Raw genomic sequence first — 16,270 nt, forward strand, 5'->3', positions numbered from 1 at the left:
CCCGAGTGCCACGCCGTCTCTTCACGTCCGAGTCGGTGACCGAGGGCCACCCGGACAAGATCGCCGACCAGATCAGCGACTCGATCCTCGACGCCATGCTCGAGCAGGACCCGCGCAGCCGGGTCGCCGTCGAGACCCTGATCACCACCGGCCAGGTCCACATCGCCGGCGAGGTCACCACCGCCGGGTACGTCGACATCGCCGACATCGTCCGCCGGACGATCCTCGGCATCGGCTACGACTCCTCCCGCAAGGGCTTCGACGGCGCCTCCTGCGGGGTCAGCGTCTCGATCGGCTCGCAGTCCCCGGACATCGCCCAGGGCGTCGACACCGCCTACGAGGCCCGCACGTCCGGCACGACCGAGGACGAGATCGAGCGCCAGGGCGCCGGCGACCAGGGCCTCATGTTCGGCTACGCCACCGACGAGACCCCCGAGCTGATGCCACTGCCGATCGCGCTGGCGCACCGGCTGTCGCGGCGGCTGTCCGCGGTCCGCAAGGACGGCTCGGTGCCCTACCTGCGGCCCGACGGCAAGACCCAGGTCACCGTCGTCTACGAGGACGACCGCCCGGTCGGCGTCGACACCGTGGTGGTCTCCTCGCAGCACGCCGAGGACATCTCGATCGAGCAACTGCTCACCCCCGACGTCCAGGAACTGGTGGTCGAGCCGGAGCTGGCCGCCCTCGGCCTGCCGACCGCCGGGTACCGGCTGCTGGTGAACCCCACCGGGAAGTTCGTCATCGGCGGCCCCATGGGCGACGCCGGGCTGACCGGTCGCAAGATCATCGTCGACACCTACGGCGGCATGGCCCGCCACGGCGGCGGGGCGTTCTCCGGCAAGGACCCGTCGAAGGTCGACCGCTCCGGCGCCTACGCGATGCGCTGGGTGGCCAAGAACGTCGTCGCCGCGGGCCTGGCCCGCCGCTGCGAGGTCCAGGTGGCCTACGCGATCGGCGCGGCGCACCCGGTCGGCCTGTTCGTCGAGACCTTCGGCACCGGCGTGGTCCCCGACGACGTGCTGGAGAAGGCGGTCGGCACGGTGTTCGACCTGCGTCCCGGCGCGATCGTCCGCGACCTGGACCTGCTGCGGCCGATCTACGCGCCGACGGCCGCCTACGGCCACTTCGGCCGCACGGACGTCGAACTGCCCTGGGAGCGGCTCGACCGCGTCGACGCCCTCCGCTCGGCCGCCGGGGTCTGAGAGAGGACCCCGTCCTCACCCCTCGCGAGCTCGGGGCGAGCCTATGGACGGGGCCGCGGGGCCGTCGTACCCCGCGGCGACACTGTCGGCGAACCGCCCCGCTCGCGCCCTCCGGAGACCCCCCTGACCTCGGCCCCGCCGCAGCCCAGCTCGGACGACGACCCGGGCACCCGCACCCCGCGGGTGGCCCGGGTCGTCGTCGACGTCCCCCTGGCCCACCTGGACCGGCCGTTCGACTACGCCGTCCCCGAGGAGATGGCCGGTGAGGTCCGCCCGGGCTGCCGGGTGCGGGTCCGCTTCGCGGGCCAGCTGGTCGACGGGTTCGTCGTCGAGCTCGGCGACACCAGCGAGCACGGCGGCCGGCTCGCGCCGTTGGCCAAGCTGGTCTCCCCGGAGCCGGTGCTGACCCCCGAGGTCCTCGCCCTGGCCCGCTCGGTCGCGCAGCGCTGGGGCGGCACGGTCACGGACGTGCTGCGGCTGGCCGTCCCGCCGCGCCGGGCCGCCGCCGAGAAGCGGCCGGCCGCCGAGCCGCCGCCGCCCCCGGCCGCCCCCGACCCGGCCGGCTTCGCCCCGTACCCGACCGGTCCGGCGCTGCTCACCGCGGTCGCCGAGGGCCGGCCGGCCCGGGCGGTCTGGACCGCGCTGCCCGGCGAGGACTGGCCGGCCCGGCTGGTCGAGCTGTGCCAGGCCGCGCTCTCCGGCGGCCGCGGCGCCCTGGTCGTCGTCCCGGACGGCCGCGACCTGGACCGGCTGGCCGCCGCGGCGGAGGCCCGGCTGCCCACGGGCTCCTTCGTCGTCCTGCGCGCCGATGCCGCCCCCGACGCCCGCTACCGGCGGTTCCTCGACGCCGCCCGCGGCAGCGCGAGGGTCGTCCTCGGCACCCGGGCCGCGGTCTTCGCGCCGGTCGCCGACCTCGCGCTGGTGGCGATCTGGGACGACGGCGACGACCTGCACGCCGAGCCGCGGGCGCCCTACGCCCACGCCCGCGACGTCCTCGTCCACCGCGCGCACCTGGCTTCCTGCGCGGCGGTCGTGGCGGCCGGCGCCCGTACCGCGGAGGCGCAGCTGCTGGTGGAGAGCGGCTGGGCGCACGAGCTGGTCGCCGACCGCGCCACCCTCCGGGCCGCCATGCCGCGCGTGCACGCCCTCGGCGCCGACGCGGAGCTGGCCCGCGACCCGGCCGCCCGCACCGCGCGGCTGCCCAGCCTCGCCCACCGGGTCGCCCGGCAGGCCCTCGCCGACGGTGCCCCGGTGCTGGTGCAGGTGCCCCGCGCCGGGTACGCGCCAGGGCTGGCCTGCGACCGCTGCCGGGCGCCGGCCCGCTGCGCGGCCTGCTCCGGCCCGCTGGGCATCTCACCGGCCCCCGGCCCCGGCGGCTCGCGCGTGCCGGCCTGCCGCTGGTGCGCCCGGCCGGCGGCGACGTTCGACTGCCCGCACTGCCACGGCACCAAGCTGCGCGCGTCGGTGGTGGGCGCCGCCCGCACCGCCGAGGAACTGGGCCGGGCGTTCCCCGGCGCGGCGGTGCGGGTCTCCGGCCGGGGCTCCGGCGTCCTGGCGTCGGTGCCCGCCGGGCCGGCGGTGGTGGTCGCCACGCCGGGCGCCGAGCCGGTGGCCGACGGCGGCTACGGGGCAGCCCTGTTGCTGGACTCGTGGGCGCTGCTCGGGCGCGCCGATCTGCGGGCGGGGGAGGAGACCCTGCGCCGCTGGGTGAACGCCGCGACCCTGGTGCGCCCCGCGTCGGCCGGCGGGCAGGTCGTCGTCGCCGCGGACGCCGCGCACCCCGTCGTCCAGGCGCTGGTCCGCTGGGACCCCGCCTGGCTGGCCGACCGCGAGCTGGCCGACCGGCGGGCGTTGGGCTTCCCGCCGGCGACGCGCATGGCCGCCCTGTCGGGGACGGCGCAGGCGCTGGCGGAGTTCCTCGAGACCGCGCGGCTGCCGGCCGACGCCGACCTGCTCGGCCCGGTGCCCGAGCCACCGCGGCCCGGTCAGGACGGCGACCGGGAGCGCTTCCTCGTCCGCGTGCCCCGCACCGAGGGCGTGGCGCTGGCGCACGCGCTGGCCGAGGTGCAGGGCGTCCGCAGCGCCAAGAAGGCGCCGGAACACGTCCGGGTGCAGCTGGACCCGCTCGACCTGGTCTGAGCCCGGGGCAGTCACTCCGCCGGGGGAGCCGCCTCCACGGGCTCCTCCGCGGCCTCGGTGGGGGCCGCGGTTCCGGACGGCTGCACGGCGTCGGGCGGACACGGCTCGTCCCGGTCGGCGGGCCGGCTGGTGCCGTGGTGCCCGTGGCCGTGGCCGTCGCGGAACGGGTACGGGTCGGCGTCCCGGTCGTGCTCCCGGTCGCGGTCGCCGTGCGGATGCCGGCCCCCGTGGCCGCGTCCGTCGCCGTCGCCGTGTCCGTGCTCGTCGCCGTCGGGAGGCGGGGCGACCGGCTCGGCGGGCGGCGGGCTGCTCGGCGCGGGGGGCGCGGGATCGGCGTCGGCCGGCGGGTCCGGCGCGGGAGGCACCGCGGCGGGCGGTGCGACGGGTTCCGGTGCGGCGGGTTCCGGTGCGGCGGGTTCCGGTGCGGCGGGTTCCGGTGCGGCGGGTTCCGGCGCGGCCCCCTGCGACGGGGCGGGGTCGGCCGGGGGAGCCGGGGCCGGCGACGGTCCGGCCGAGGTGGCCGCCACCAGCGGCGGGACCACGACCCTGCCGGCCGAGGGCGCCGGCGCCCCCGCGGGAGCGCCGATCCCGGCGCCCGGCTGCGGGGTGGGATCCCCGTCGGGAGCGCGCTCGCGGGTGGCCGAGGCCGGCTGGATGTCCGGTCCGGACGTGGCGGGTGGCAGGACCTCCACGACCTGCGGGGGCTGCGGCACGGCGTCGTCCGGCGGGCGCAGCACGTCCCGATCGGGCGGCGCCGCGGCCTCGGGGGCTGGGAACGCCATCGGAGGCCCGGACATGTCGGTGGCGGCCGGACCGCCGACGAGGGACAGCCCCGTCCAGGTGCCGACGAGCAGGACCAGCACGAAGGCCCCCGCGATGGTCAGCGTGCCGGCCGTCACGCGGACGACCCCGGCCCAGTGCGGCTGCGGCCGGAGGACCGCCGCCGCACGCCCCACCACCACCGGCCGGTGCCGGCTGTCGGTCAGGAAGGGCGGGTGACCGGGTCCCGGGCGCTTCCGGTGGGCTCCCCGGGACATCAGGCGCTGCCTTCCCCGGGTTGGCCGGGGCGCAGGTGGCGCTCGGCCCACAGCGCCGCCTGGGTGCGGTCAGCCGCCCCCACGCGCTGCAGGATGTGGGTCACGTGCGTCTTCACGGTGCCCTCGGCGATGCGCAGGCGCCGGGCGATGACCTTGTTCGAGTGCCCCTGACGGAGCAGCTCGAGGACCTCGCGCTCCCGGTCGGTGAGCAGCTCGCTCTGTCCGCGCTCCCGCAGCGCGGCGATCACCGAGGGGGCCACCCGCGGGTCGATCGGCCCGTCCCCGGCGGCCACGGCCCGGATGCCGTCGAGGATCGCGTCGGACGAGGCGTGCTTGAGCAGGTAGCCGTCGGCGCCGGCGTCGAGGGCCTCGAGGACGCGGGGGCCCTCCCCGTACGAGGTGAGGACGAGGATCCGAGCAGGGTCCGAGCGGGATCGCAGGCGGCGGATCACGCTGATGCCGTCCTCTCCCGGCATGGAGAGGTCCAGCATGACGACGTCGGGACGGAGCTGCTCGGTCAGGCCGAGCGCACCGGCGGCGTCACCTGCCGCGCCGACGCACTCCATGTCCACGCCCTCCTCGAGGAGGCTCATCAGTCCCTGGCGGACGACCGCGTGGTCGTCGACGACAAGGACGCGGATCACGACGGGGACCCCACGGTGGTGGTCCGACGGGCCGCCACCACGGGGACCGGCCGCGGCTTCGCCGGCCACCCCCGCGGCCGTGACGTGATCCAGGTCACGTGGCAGAGGATAGGACGCGACCGGCTCGGAATGGGTCTCCGCGTTCCGGCTTGCGCCGTCCCGCGGGCCTAAGACCATCGGGGTACACCCAGGGACGGATGGATACTCCACCCAACTGGAGCGAACGCTGGACGGCGTGCCGGCGCATGCAGCTCCGCGGCCCCCCGGGGCCCTGCGGGTCGCCGCGCCCTTCATCCGGCCCCAGGTGGGCCTGCTCAGCCTGGCCGCCGTCGCGGCGGTGTGCCAGGTCGCCACCTCGCTGCTGTCCCCGTGGCCGCTGGCCCTGGCGGTCGACCACGCCCTGGGCGGGCAGCCGCTGCACGGGCCGGCCGGGGTCCTGTCCGGGCTCGGCCCGGTGGGCCTGCTCGTCGCCGCCGGGGTGGCCCTCCTCGGGCTGCAGGCCGTCGGCGCCCTGCTGGACGTCGGGACCCGGGTGTGGGCCGAGCGGGCAGCCGAACGCATGGCCGGGGCGATGCGTTCGGCCCTCTTCGCGCGGGCGCTGTCCCTGTCGCTGCGGTGGCACGACCGGACCCGCACCGGGGAGGTCGTCTCCCGGCTGACCGCCGACGTCGGTCGGATGCTCGACGCGACCGTGGCCGCGTTCACCCAGGTCCTGCCCGATCTGCTGCTCCTCGGCGGTGCCCTGGTCCTGCTCTTCGCGGTCGACCCCACCCTGGCCTGGCTCGGCCTCGTCGTCCTCCCCCTGCTGGCCTGGCTGACCGCGTGTCAACGCCGGCGGGTGCGCGCGGCGACCATGGAGGCGCGCGAGGCGGCCGGCAAGCTCTCCGCGACCGCCACCGAACTGCTGCGCAACGTCCGGCCCGTGCAGGCCTTCGGTCGCCTGGACCGGGCCGGCCGGCTGTTCGGCGAGCCCAACGAGCGCGTGGTGACCGCGCAGACGCGGGCGGCCGTCACCGAGGCGCGTTGGGCGCCGGTGTCCGGCATCCTCCTCAGCGTCGGTTCCGGCGTCGTCCTGGTCACCGGCGGGATCCAGGTGCTGAACGGGGCCCTGACGGTGGGCCAACTGCTCGTGGTGTTGGCCTACCTGCGGTCGCTGCAGTCGCCGGTCCGCAGCCTGGTGCGGCTGTCCGGTGTGCAGGCCAAGGCGCACGCCAGCGCGGAGCGCATCCACCAGGTGCTGGCCTGCACCGAGGCGGTGCCCGAGCCCGACCGGCCGCGGCCGTTCCCGCCGGTGCGCCAGGGGCTCCGGCTGGAGGCGGTGGACTTCTCCTACGCCACCGACCGCCCCGTCCTGCGCGGCTTCTCCCTCGACGTCCGCGCCGGGGAGACCGTGTGCCTGTTCGGGCCCAGCGGTGCGGGCAAGAGCACGGTCCTGTCCCTGCTCCTCCGGCTGTACGACCCGGACGCGGGGCGGGTGCTCATCGACGAGGTCGACGTCCGCGAGATGGCGACGGCGGAGCTGCGCCGCCAGGTGGCCTTCGTGCCGCAGGACCCGTGGCTGCTCGACGCCACCCTCGCGGAGAACATCGCCTTCGGGACCCCGGCGGCCAGCCGCGCCGAGGTGCTCGCCGCCGGCCGCGCCGCCTGGGTGGACGAGTTCACCGCCGTCCTCCCGGAGGGCTACGACACCCCGCTCGGCGAGAGCGGCGTGCTGCTCTCCGGCGGCCAGCGGCGCCGGGTGGCGCTGGCCCGCGCCGTGGTGTCACCGGCGCCGGTCGTCCTCCTCGACGAGCCGACGACGTCGCTCGACGCCGAGGCGGCCCGGCAGGTCGTCGGTGCAATCCGGTCGGCCACGCGGGACCGCACCGTCGTCCTCGTCACCCACGACCCGGTCCTGGCGGCCATCGCCGACCGGACGGTGCCCGTGGCCCCGTACCGGCCGTACGCGGGCGCGCGGGACACCGCTCCTCCGGCGCAGCGCCGGCCCGACGGCGCCGTGCGCGAGGGCACCGGCCCCCAGCACGCCAACCCGACCGGGCCCGGACGTCCCCGGCGCACGCGCCCTCTGAGTCCCCGCACCCGTTACGAGTCCATCGAGGGGAGGTGACACGAGATGACCACGTTCCGCCGCATCTTCGGTGAGGTGACCACCACGGTGAGCCGCCTCAAGAACTGGTGGTCCAGCAGCGACGACGACCACTGGTGGCACAGCGACGACCACTGGAACAGCGACGACGACTGTGACTGAGTCCGTCAGATCGCCGTCCCGCCGGCCGCTGGCGGGACGGCGATCGCCGTCCCAGGACCGACCGAGGAGGAGCAGTGGCAGACGTGGGCGCTGCGGTGAGGCTCGACGAGCGGGACGGCCGCCCGCGGTGGAACCCCGAGCCGGGCGGACCGCTCGTGCCCGGGCACCTCGCCTGGGGGCTGATCATGGTGGGCCCACGCCGGGAGACGTGGCTGTGCTGGTCGGTGGACCTCTGGGCTCCGGCCGTGGTCAAGGTCGTCCGCCCGGGCTGGAAACCCGTGGCGGTCCGGGCACTGGACCAGGAGGCGCGGGCTCTCATGGCGCTCCGCCACCCGGCGATCCCGCGGCTGCTGCACGACGGGCGGGCCCACGACGTCCCCTTCCTCGCCGTCGAGTACATGGACGGTCCGAACCTGTTCGAGTGCGTGGAGGCCGATGGTCGGCTGTCGGCCGAGGACACCGCCTGCCTGGGCGTCGTGCTCCTCGGCGCCGTGCGCGCGCTGCACGCCCGGAGCCTGGCGCACCTCGACGTCGACCCGCTCAACGTGCTCCTCGTCGACGGCAAGCCGCGGCTGGTCGACCTCGGTGCCGCCCGCCCCCTGGGCCACCGGATGCAGCCGTCGGAGCGGGCGGGCACGGAGGGGTTCCGCGCGCCGGAGCTGGCCGCCGAGGGTGTGCGCACGGTGACCCCCGCGATGGACGTCTACGGCGTCGGGGCCACGCTGCATGCCCTGCTGCACCCCCAGGCGCCCCGCGCCGACGCCGTCATGGACGTGGTCGCCGAGCTCACCGACCCCGACCCCGACCGCCGCCCGACGGTCGACGCCGCCATGGTCGGGCTCGTGGCGTTCGCCGGCGAGGAAGCGGCCAGGCCCTGGCCCTCCTGGGCCGACGCGCACCTGGGCGCCCACCGACCGCTCGTCCCCGGCTGACCGACTCCGGAGCGGCGGGGGCGGAGAAGGCCTCTTCTACGATCGACCGGTGAGCGTCACCCCCATCCGGCTGTACGGCGACGCCGTGCTGCGCACGCCCGCCGCCCCCGTCGTCGACTTCGACAGGGAGTTGCGCGGCCTGGTCGCCGACCTGACCGACACGATGCTCGCCGCCGGAGGCGCGGGGCTGGCCGCTCCGCAGATCGGCGTCGGCCTGCGGGTGTTCACCTGGCTCGTCGACGGGGAGCTCGGCCACCTGGTCAACCCGGTCGTGACCCCGGTGGGGGAGGAGACCCAGGAGGGTCCCGAGGGCTGCCTGTCGATCCCGGGGTTCGCCTACGACTGCCGCCGCCACCTGTACGTCGCCGCGACCGGGTTCGACCTGCACGGCGAGCCGGTCCGGGTCGAGGGCTCGCACCTGCTGGCCCGCGCGGTGCAGCACGAGGTCGACCACCTCGACGGCGTGCTGTTCGTCGACCGGCTGGAGGACGCCGCCCGCGCGGCCGCGCTGGCCGAGATCGCCGCGGCCGAGTGGTCGGGCACGGAGGCGTGGGTGCCGCGCGTGGAGGTGAGCCCCCACTGAGGCTCCTGTTCGCCGGGACGCCGGACGTCGCCGTCCCCTCCCTGGACCTGCTGCTCGACTCGCCCCACGAGGTCGCCGCCGTCCTCACCCGGCCCGACGCCCGCTCCGGGCGCGGCCGGAAGGTGAGCCGCTCGCCGGTGGCCGAGCGGGCGGACGCCGCCGGCGTGCCGGTGCTGCAGCCGCGCTCGCCGCGCGAGCCCGCGTTCCTCCAGCAGCTCGCCGACCTCGCCGTCGACTGCGCGCCGGTCGTCGCCTACGGCGCGCTGGTGCCCCGGGCGGCGCTGGACCTGCCCCGGCACGGCTGGGTCAACCTGCACTTCTCGCTGCTGCCCGCCTGGCGCGGCGCCGCCCCCGTGCAGCACGCGGTCATGGCCGGGGACGAGGTCACCGGCGCCTCGACCTTCCGCCTGGAGGCGGGCCTGGACACCGGGCCGGTCTACGGCATGGTCACCGAGCCGATCGCGCCGCGGGACACCGCCGGGGACCTGCTGGGCCGGTTGGCGGTCAGCGGTGCCCGCCTGCTGCTGGCCACGCTGGACGGCATCGAGGCCGGCGCCCTCGAGCCCGAGCCGCAGCCGGCCGAGGGGATCAGCCTGGCGCCGCGGATCGAGCCGGCCGACGCCCGGGTCGACTGGGCGCTGCCGGCGCACGTCGTCGACCGGCGGGTCCGCGGGGTGACGCCGGTCCCCGGTGCGTGGACCACCTGGCGCGGCGACCGCCTGCGACTGGGCCCGGTCGAGCCGCTGCCGTCGCCCCTGGGGCTGGCGCCCGGCGAGCTGTCGGTGGGCGCCACCGGCGTGCTGGTCGGCACGGGCCGGGGCGCGGTGCGCCTGGGCGAGGTGCAGCCGGCGGGCAAGCGGCTGCTGCCGGCCGCCGACTGGGCCCGCGGGGCCCGCCCGGCGCCCGGCGAGCGGGTCGGATGACCCGGCCCCCACGCCGGCCGGGCCGGCCGCGCCCGGGACGGCGCGACGGACGGCGGGCGCCGCGGCCGCAGCTCGACGGGGCGCGGCTGACCGCCTACGACGTCCTGGACGCCGTCACGTCCCGCGAGGCCTACGCCAACCTGCTGCTGCCCCAGCTGCTGCGCGAGCGGGAGCTCGACGCGCGCGACGCCGCCTTCACCACCCAGCTGACCTACGGCACCCTGCGCGCCCGAGGCACGCTCGACGCCGTCCTCGCCGGGCTGGTCGACCGGCCCCTGACCGACCTCGACCCGCGGGTGCTGGACCTGCTCCGCCTGGGCACGTACCAGCTGCTCGACCTGCGGGTGCCCGCGCACGCCGCGGTCGCCACCACGGTCGACCTGACCCGGGCGATCGTCGGCGCCGGGGCCTCCGGGCTGGTCAACGCGGTGCTGCGGAAGGTGGCCGCCGGAGGGGACCGCGCGGCCTGGCTCGAGCGGCTCGGCGGCGACGCGGAGCGGCGGCTGGCCCTGGCCACCGACCACCCCGCCTGGATCGTGCGGACCTGGCGGGAGGCCCTGGGCGGCGACGCCGATCTCGAGCCCGCCCTCCTGGCCGACGACGCCGCGCCCGAGGTGCACCTGGTGGCCCGCCGGGTGGCCCGCGAGCGGCTGGCCGAGGAGTCGGGCGGGACGCCGGGGCCGTGGTCGCCGCACGCCGTCCGGCTGGGCGGCGGTGACCCCGGGCGGGTGCCGGCGGTGCGCGCCGGGACCGCCGGCGTCCAGGACGAGGGCAGCCAGCTGGCCGCGCTGCTGCTGACCCGAGCGCCGCTGGAGGGCCCCGACGCCGCCTGGCTGGACGTGTGTGCCGGCCCCGGCGGCAAGGCCGCGCTGCTCGCCGCGGTCCGTCGCCCCGGGGTGCGGCTGACCGCCGCCGACCGGTCGCCGCACCGCGCCGAGCTGGTGCGGCAGGCGCTGGCCGCCGAGGACGACGTGGAGGTGCTGGTCGCCGACGGCCGCCGTCCGCCGTGGCCGGCCGCCGCCTTCGACCGGGTGCTGCTCGACGCCCCGTGCACCGGGCTGGGAGCGCTGCGCCGCCGCCCGGAGGTCCGCTGGCGGCGGACGCCGGACGACGTGGCCCCGCTGGTGGAGGTGCAGACCGCGCTGCTGGCCGCCGCCCTGGAGTCCGTGCGGCCCGGGGGAGTGCTGGCCTACGTGACCTGCTCCCCGCACGCCGCAGAGACCGTCGCGGTCGTCGACGCCGCGGCCGCCCGGGACGACGTCGAGGTGCTACCGGTCGCGCCCCTGTTCCCCGACGTCCCCGGGGTCGCGCGCGGCCGGTACGGGCAGCTGTGGCCGCACCGGCACGGCACCGACGCGATGTTCATGGCGCTGCTCCGCCGCACCCGCTGACGGCGGGGGCGTCCGGGGTCAGCCCCGCATGGGGCGCAGGTTGCGCTCGGCCCACAGCGCGGCCTGCGTGCGGTCGGCGACGCCGATCCGCTGGAAGATGTGCGTGATGTGCACCTTGACGGTGCGCTCGCTGATGTCCAGCCGGCGGGCGATGAGCCGGTTGGGATAGCCGAGCCGGATCAGCTCGAGCACCTCGGTCTCCCGGTCGGTGAGGGGCACCGCGGGCGCCGCGCCGCGGTCCCGGACGTCGCGGAGCAGCGAGCGGGCCACGGCGGGGTCGACCGGTGCGCCCCCGCCGGCGACGGTCCGGACGCCGTCGATGATCTGCTCGGCCCGCGCCTGCTTGAGCAGGTAGCCGTCGGCGCCGGCCGAGACCGCGTCGAGGACCAGCCCGGCGTCGCTGAACGAGGTCAGCACCAGCACGCGGGTCGGGTCTCCGTCGGCTCGCAGCCGGCGGATGACCGCGACCCCGTCGGCGCCGGGCATGGACAGGTCCAGCAGGACGACGTCGGGCCGCAGCTCGGCGATCATCACCAGGGCCTGCTCCCCGTCGGCCGCCTCCCCGACGCACTCCATGTCGGCCGCCGTGGCCAGCAGGTGGGTCAGCCCCCGGCGGACGACGGTGTGGTCGTCGACCACGAGCACCCGGATCACCGGGTCACCCCGACCGAGTCGGACGCCTGCGCGCCGCGGTACTGCGCGCCGGCGCCGTCGAGGGGCACCTGGGCCAGGAGCCGGGTGCCCTGACCCGGCGCGCTGGAGATCGTCAGGGCGCCGCCCGCGGCCTGCAGGCGGTCCTCCAGGGTCCGCAGGCCCAGGTGCCCGCGGACGCTGCTCGCGGCGAGGCCCACCCGGTCCATCCCGCGGCCGTCGTCGTCGACGCTGAGCGCCGCCTCGCCCGCCGTTCGGCTGACCACCACGGTGACCCGCCGGGCCCCGCTGTGCGACCGCACGTTCCGCAGCGCCTCCAGGCCGGCGCGGTAGAGCAGCGAGGCGACCGGCTCCGGGAGGTCCTCGGCGGCTGCGGCGTCCAGGTGCACGGTGAGACCCTCCCGTTCCAGGCCCTCGGCGAGCACGGCCAGCGCGGGCGCCAGCCCCGCCTCCGGCAGCCGCGGCGGGTTGAGGTCGACCAGCAGCGACCGCAGCTCGGTCACACTCTGCCGCACCCGCTCCGCGGTGCGCGCGATGAGCTCCGGGTCCGCGTTCGCCGCGTGCAGCCGGGCGACGTCGAGGTCGTAGGTGAGGCCGGTGAGGTCCTGGACGACGCCGTCGTGGACCTCACCCGCGATCCGCCGGCGCTCGTCCTCGGAGGCGTCGACGACCGACTGGAGCAACCGGGTCTCGGCCTCCTGGTGGCGGCGCAGCCGGCGGGCGAGGTGCCAGGCGATGGGGATCTGCACCGCCTGCAGCAGGAGCAGGGCACCGAGTGAGGCGGGCGCGAACCGCATGTAGGCGGCCCGCGCCGACTCCTGCACCACGTCGTAGCTCTGGTAGACCTTGACCAACAGCCGCCGCCCGGCCCCGTCCCGGACCCCCACGTGCACCTCGAGCAGCGCGCGGTCCGGGGACTCGAACCGGTTCTGCGGCGCGGTGAGGTCGGTGATGTGCGAGGCCACGTGGCCGTTGGCCAGCGCGTCGCGCTCCAGGTCGTCCAGCGGGGTGACCACGCCCACCACCCGGGGCTCGTCGGACCACAGCACCTGGCCCCGGCCGTCGAGGACCTCGATCCGGCTCACCGGCCCCGACATCGCGACCGCGTCCACGGCCGTCCTCAGGCGTTCGCGGGCCTGCTCGTCCCCGCTGCGCAGCTCGGGGGTCAGCAGCGGCGCGACCACGCCGTGGCCGACGACCCGGGCCACCCGCTCGGCCGACCGGATGCCCTCCTCGACGCCCGCCCGCCGGGACAGCGAGGCGATCAGCAGCGACAGCGCGAGGGTGGCCACCACGCCGGCCACGGTGAAGCGCGTGACGGAGGCCGCCACGGAGATCCGACCCGGACCGGCGCCGGAGAACCGGCCGGAGACAGTGCGTCCCACAGGGGTCAGGCTAGGTGCGTCGGCCGACATGAGGGGACTCCCGCGTTCCGGTTGCCGCCCCAGTACCGTGCGCCGGTGCCCTGGCTGCCCGACGACTTCGTCCGCCCGCTGCGCGCCGACCTCCCCACCGGCCACCACCTGCGGCCCATCCGCGAGGCCGACGTCGACCTGGACTTCCCCGCCGTGATGGCCTGCCGGGAGCGGCTGTGGTCGATCTACGGCGAGGCCTGGGGCTGGCCGCCGGCCACCATGACCCGCGAGCAGGACCGGGCCGACCTCGCCCGCCACGAGCGCGAGACCGAGGCGCACGAGAGCTTCAACTACTCGCTGCACGACGAGGCCGAGACCGAGCTGCTCGGCTGCGTCTACATCGACCCGCCGGAGAAGGCCGGGGACGCCGACGCCGAGGTCTCGTGGTGGGTGGTCGACCGTCTGGTCGGCACCGAGGTGGAGCGGGCCCTCGACGAGTTCGTGCCGCGGTGGCTCGCGGAACGGTGGCCGCTGCGCCGTCCCCGCTACGTCGGCCGGGACCTCTCCTGGGCCGAGTGGGTCGCCCTGCCCGACCGCGACTGAGGCGGGCCGGTCCGCGCCGGGAACCAGCCGGCCCCGCCGGACGACTAGAGCGCCGTGAGGACCCGCAGCGCGGCCGTGCGCCGCTCCCTGGCCACCGGCGCCCTGGCCGCCGTCCTGCTCGCCGCCGGCACCGGGACGGCGGCCGCGCACGTCGAGGTGAGCGCGCCCGGCGCCACCGCGGGCACCGGGCCGGTCACCGTCACCTTCTCGGCCGCGGCCGAGAACCCCTCCGGCGTGGCCGGCCTGCGCACGCGGCTGCCCGACGGCATCGACCCGGCCACCGTGTCGCTCGCCTCCGGCCCGGCCGGCTGGACGCTCACCGCCACCGCGGACGGCTTCGAGGTCGGCGGACCGCCCCTGGCCTCCGGGGAGGACGCCGATTTCGCGATCACCGTCGCGCAGCTGCCGTTCGAGGTCACCGAGCTGGCCTTCCCGACGATCCAGCGCTACACCGACGGCACCGAGGACGCCTGGATCGAGCAGGCCGCCCCCGGCGCACCGGAGCCCGAGCAGCCCGCCCCGGTGCTCACCGTGGCCCCGGGCGCCCCGGCACCGGTGACCCCGCCCGCGCCCGGGACCACGCCGTCCCCGTCGCCCGAGCCGGCAGGGACGGCAGCGGAGGAGCCGGCGGCCACCGCCACCACGCCGGCCGCCGAGGCGGAGGACGACGGCGGCGTCGCCACCGGCTGGCTGGTCGGCCTGGGCGTGCTCGCGGCCGCCGCCGGAGCCGGGGGCCTGTGGGTGCGGCGGTCGCGCGCCCGGTCGTGACCAGCGCCGACGCCGGAGGGCTCCCGGCCCCCGCCTAGACTCGGCAGACGTGTCCCGCACCCCGATGATCGCGCCCAGCCTGCTGTCGGCGGACTTCGCCCGGCTGGCGGACGAGGCCCACCGGGTGAAGGACGCCGACTGGTTGCACTTCGACGTCATGGACGGGCACTTCGTGCCGAACCTGACCTTCGGCCTCCCGGTGATGCAGGCGCTGCAGGCGGTCAGCCCGGTGCCGCTGGACTGCCACCTGATGATCCACCACCCCGACCGTTGGGCTCCGGGCTACGCCGAGGCGGGGGCGCGCAACGTCACCCTGCACGCGGAGGCCTGCACCGACCCGCGCGCCGTCGCGCGCGACATCCGCGCCGCCGGGGCCCTGGCCGGCCTCGCCCTCAAGCCCGCCACCCCGCTGGAGGAGTACCTCGACGTCCTCCCGGACTTCGACACCCTCCTCGTCATGACCGTCGAGCCCGGCTTCGGCGGCCAGGAGTTCCGGTCCGAGGTGCTGCCGAAGGTGCGCCGCGCCCGGCAACTGGTCGACACCGGGCACCTGACCGTCCTGGTCGAGGTGGACGGCGGGATCAACGCCGACACCATCGAGCAGGCCGCCGAGGCCGGTGCCGACGTCTTCGTGGCGGGCTCGGCGGTCTACGGCGCCGAGGACCCCGCCCGCGCCATCGCCGGCCTGCGCGCGCAGGCCGCCGCGGCGATGCAGGGGTGAGGGTCACCCCGGCCGAGCGCAGCGCCATGGCCCGCGCCCGCGAGCTCGGCGCCGCCGTCCTCGGCACGACCAGCCCCAACCCGCCGGTCGGCGCCGTCGTCCTCGCCGCCGACGGGACGCCGGTGGGGGAGGGGGCCACCGCCCCGCCCGGCGGCCCGCACGCCGAGATCGCGGCGCTCACCGAGGCCGGCGACCGCGCCCGCGGCGGCACCGCGGTCGTCACCCTCGAGCCCTGCGCGCACACCGGTCGCACCGGCCCCTGCGCCGACGCCCTGCTGGCCGCGGGGATCGCCCGCGTCGTCGTCGCCGTCCCCGAACCGACCGAGCTGGCCGGAGGCGGGGCGCAGCAGCTCCGCGACGCCGGGGTCGCCGTCGAGCTCGGCGTCGAGCAGGCCGCCGCGGAGGAGGGGGCGCTGGCGGCGTGGCTGACCGGCGTCCGGGAGCGGCGGCCGTACGTGGTGTGGAAGGCCGCCGGCACGCTCGACGGCCGGGTCGCCGCCGCCGACGGCAGCAGCCGCTGGGTCACCGGGCCGCAGGCGCGGGCCGCCGTCCACCGCCTGCGCGCCACCTGCGACGCCGTCGTGGTCGGCTCGGGCACCGCGCTGGCCGACGACCCGCAGCTCACGGTCCGCGACGCCGAGGGCCGCGACGCCGGCCGGCAGCCGCTGCGGGTGGTGCTCGACCGTCGCGGCCGGCTGCCGCGCACGGCGCGCGTGCTCGACGGGGCCGCCCCGACGCTGATCAGCGCCGCGTCCGGTCCGCGGGCGCTGCTGGTCGAGCTGTTCGAGCGCGACGTGCGCCGGGTGCTGCTCGAGGGGGGTCCCACGCTGGCCGCGGCGTTCCTCCGCGACGGGCTGGTCGACGAGGCCGTCGTCCACCTGGCGCCCAAGCTGCTGGGCGCCGGCGCGTCGCTCGTCGGTGACCTGGGAATCACCTCGATCGCGGACGCGCTGACGCTGTCGGTCGTCGACGTCACCCTCCTGGGCGGGGACGTCGGCATCCGGCTGCGACCGAACCGGCACACTGGTGCAGGTCGGTCCGCGGTCAGCCCGGCCGCGACCGGAGGGAGTTGA

16 protein-coding genes are annotated in these 16,270 nt (G+C 77.4%); 12 read left to right on the forward strand and 4 right to left on the reverse strand.

Going from position 1 to position 16,270, the window contains the following annotated elements; translation table 11 throughout:
• The first annotated feature begins 5 nt into the window (after nt 1–5).
• Both metK and ACI782_RS17745 read left to right on the forward strand, forming a co-directional pair.
• A complete protein-coding gene (gene metK / locus ACI782_RS17740) occupies nt 6–1,202 on the forward strand; it encodes a methionine adenosyltransferase (protein WP_456911391.1) in 1,197 nt (398 codons plus the stop codon).
• Nucleotides 1,203–1,385: 183 nt separating this feature from the next.
• Complete coding sequence (locus ACI782_RS17745; protein WP_456911392.1) at nt 1,386–3,341, forward strand: primosomal protein N'; 1,956 nt, start codon at nt 1,386–1,388, stop codon at nt 3,339–3,341.
• An 11-nt stretch (nt 3,342–3,352) separates the two neighbouring features.
• Here ACI782_RS17745 and ACI782_RS17750 read toward each other — a convergent pair whose 3' ends face one another.
• Together ACI782_RS17750 and ACI782_RS17755 are read right to left on the reverse strand one after the other, a co-directional pair.
• Complete coding sequence (locus ACI782_RS17750) at nt 3,353–4,378, reverse strand: hypothetical protein (protein WP_456911393.1); 1,026 nt, start codon at nt 4,376–4,378, stop codon at nt 3,353–3,355.
• A complete protein-coding gene (locus ACI782_RS17755; RefSeq protein WP_456911394.1) occupies nt 4,378–5,022 on the reverse strand; it encodes a response regulator in 645 nt (214 codons plus the stop codon). The genes ACI782_RS17750 and ACI782_RS17755 overlap by 1 nt, the downstream gene beginning before the upstream one ends.
• Before the next feature lie 235 nt (nt 5,023–5,257).
• Between ACI782_RS17755 and ACI782_RS17760 the strand changes: the two genes are divergently transcribed.
• The 6 genes from ACI782_RS17760 (at nt 5,258) to ACI782_RS17785 (ending at nt 11,099) form a co-directional block, all read left to right on the forward strand.
• Nucleotides 5,258–7,129 carry an ABC transporter ATP-binding protein gene (locus ACI782_RS17760; protein WP_456911395.1) on the forward strand — a complete coding sequence of 624 codons (1,872 nt, stop codon included), beginning with the start codon at nt 5,258–5,260 and terminating at the stop codon, nt 7,127–7,129.
• Nucleotides 7,130–7,135: 6 nt separating this feature from the next.
• Nucleotides 7,136–7,270, forward strand: coding sequence for a hypothetical protein (locus ACI782_RS17765; RefSeq protein ID WP_456911396.1), 135 nt, complete (start codon nt 7,136–7,138; stop codon nt 7,268–7,270).
• Between the two features lie 74 nt (nt 7,271–7,344).
• Nucleotides 7,345–8,202, forward strand: a complete 858-nt coding sequence (locus ACI782_RS17770; protein WP_456911397.1) for a protein kinase domain-containing protein — start codon at nt 7,345–7,347, stop codon at nt 8,200–8,202.
• A 49-nt stretch (nt 8,203–8,251) separates the two neighbouring features.
• Nucleotides 8,252–8,785, forward strand: a complete 534-nt coding sequence (gene def, locus ACI782_RS17775) for a peptide deformylase (RefSeq protein WP_456911398.1) — start codon at nt 8,252–8,254, stop codon at nt 8,783–8,785.
• The gene (gene fmt, locus ACI782_RS17780; protein WP_456911399.1) at nt 8,752–9,708 is read left to right on the forward strand and encodes a methionyl-tRNA formyltransferase; all 957 of its coding nucleotides are present in this window, start codon (nt 8,752–8,754) and stop codon (nt 9,706–9,708) included. The genes def and fmt overlap by 34 nt, the downstream gene beginning before the upstream one ends.
• A complete protein-coding gene (locus tag ACI782_RS17785) occupies nt 9,705–11,099 on the forward strand; it encodes an RsmB/NOP family class I SAM-dependent RNA methyltransferase (RefSeq protein ID WP_456911400.1) in 1,395 nt (464 codons plus the stop codon). The genes fmt and ACI782_RS17785 overlap by 4 nt, the downstream gene beginning before the upstream one ends.
• 18 nt (nt 11,100–11,117) lie before the next feature.
• On the opposite strand, the gene ACI782_RS17790 is transcribed toward ACI782_RS17785, so the two are convergent.
• A complete protein-coding gene (locus ACI782_RS17790; protein ID WP_456911401.1) occupies nt 11,118–11,753 on the reverse strand; it encodes a response regulator in 636 nt (211 codons plus the stop codon).
• Nucleotides 11,750–13,135, reverse strand: coding sequence for a sensor histidine kinase (locus ACI782_RS17795; RefSeq protein WP_456911402.1), 1,386 nt, complete (start codon nt 13,133–13,135; stop codon nt 11,750–11,752). The genes ACI782_RS17790 and ACI782_RS17795 overlap by 4 nt, the downstream gene beginning before the upstream one ends.
• A 75-nt stretch (nt 13,136–13,210) precedes the next feature.
• Here ACI782_RS17795 and ACI782_RS17800 point away from each other — a divergent pair, with 75 nt between their 5' ends.
• Genes ACI782_RS17800 through ribD form a run of 4 tightly spaced genes read left to right on the forward strand, consistent with a single transcriptional unit; the run spans nt 13,211 to nt 16,270 of the window.
• Nucleotides 13,211–13,708, forward strand: a complete 498-nt coding sequence (locus tag ACI782_RS17800) for a GNAT family N-acetyltransferase (RefSeq protein WP_456911403.1) — start codon at nt 13,211–13,213, stop codon at nt 13,706–13,708.
• Nucleotides 13,709–13,762: 54 nt separating this feature from the next.
• Complete coding sequence (locus tag ACI782_RS17805) at nt 13,763–14,476, forward strand: DUF1775 domain-containing protein (RefSeq protein ID WP_456911404.1); 714 nt, start codon at nt 13,763–13,765, stop codon at nt 14,474–14,476.
• 49 nt (nt 14,477–14,525) lie between these two features.
• The gene (rpe, locus tag ACI782_RS17810; protein WP_456911405.1) at nt 14,526–15,197 is read left to right on the forward strand and encodes a ribulose-phosphate 3-epimerase; all 672 of its coding nucleotides are present in this window, start codon (nt 14,526–14,528) and stop codon (nt 15,195–15,197) included.
• Complete coding sequence (gene ribD / locus ACI782_RS17815) at nt 15,194–16,270, forward strand: bifunctional diaminohydroxyphosphoribosylaminopyrimidine deaminase/5-amino-6-(5-phosphoribosylamino)uracil reductase RibD (protein ID WP_456911406.1); 1,077 nt, start codon at nt 15,194–15,196, stop codon at nt 16,268–16,270. Before rpe ends, ribD begins: the two co-directional genes overlap by 4 nt.

This window comes from Geodermatophilus sp. SYSU D00703, from assembly GCF_054050155.1.

What these genes read in the sequence shown, in the direction of transcription:
- ACI782_RS17750 (WP_456911393.1), bottom strand. Translation starts at nt 4,378, where the DNA reads ATGTCCCGGGGAGCCCACCGGAAGCGCCCGGGACCCGGTCACCCGCCC.
- ACI782_RS17785 (WP_456911400.1), top strand. Translation starts at nt 9,705, where the DNA reads ATGACCCGGCCCCCACGCCGGCCGGGCCGGCCGCGCCCGGGACGGCGC.
- ACI782_RS17765 (WP_456911396.1), top strand. Translation starts at nt 7,136, where the DNA reads ATGACCACGTTCCGCCGCATCTTCGGTGAGGTGACCACCACGGTGAGC.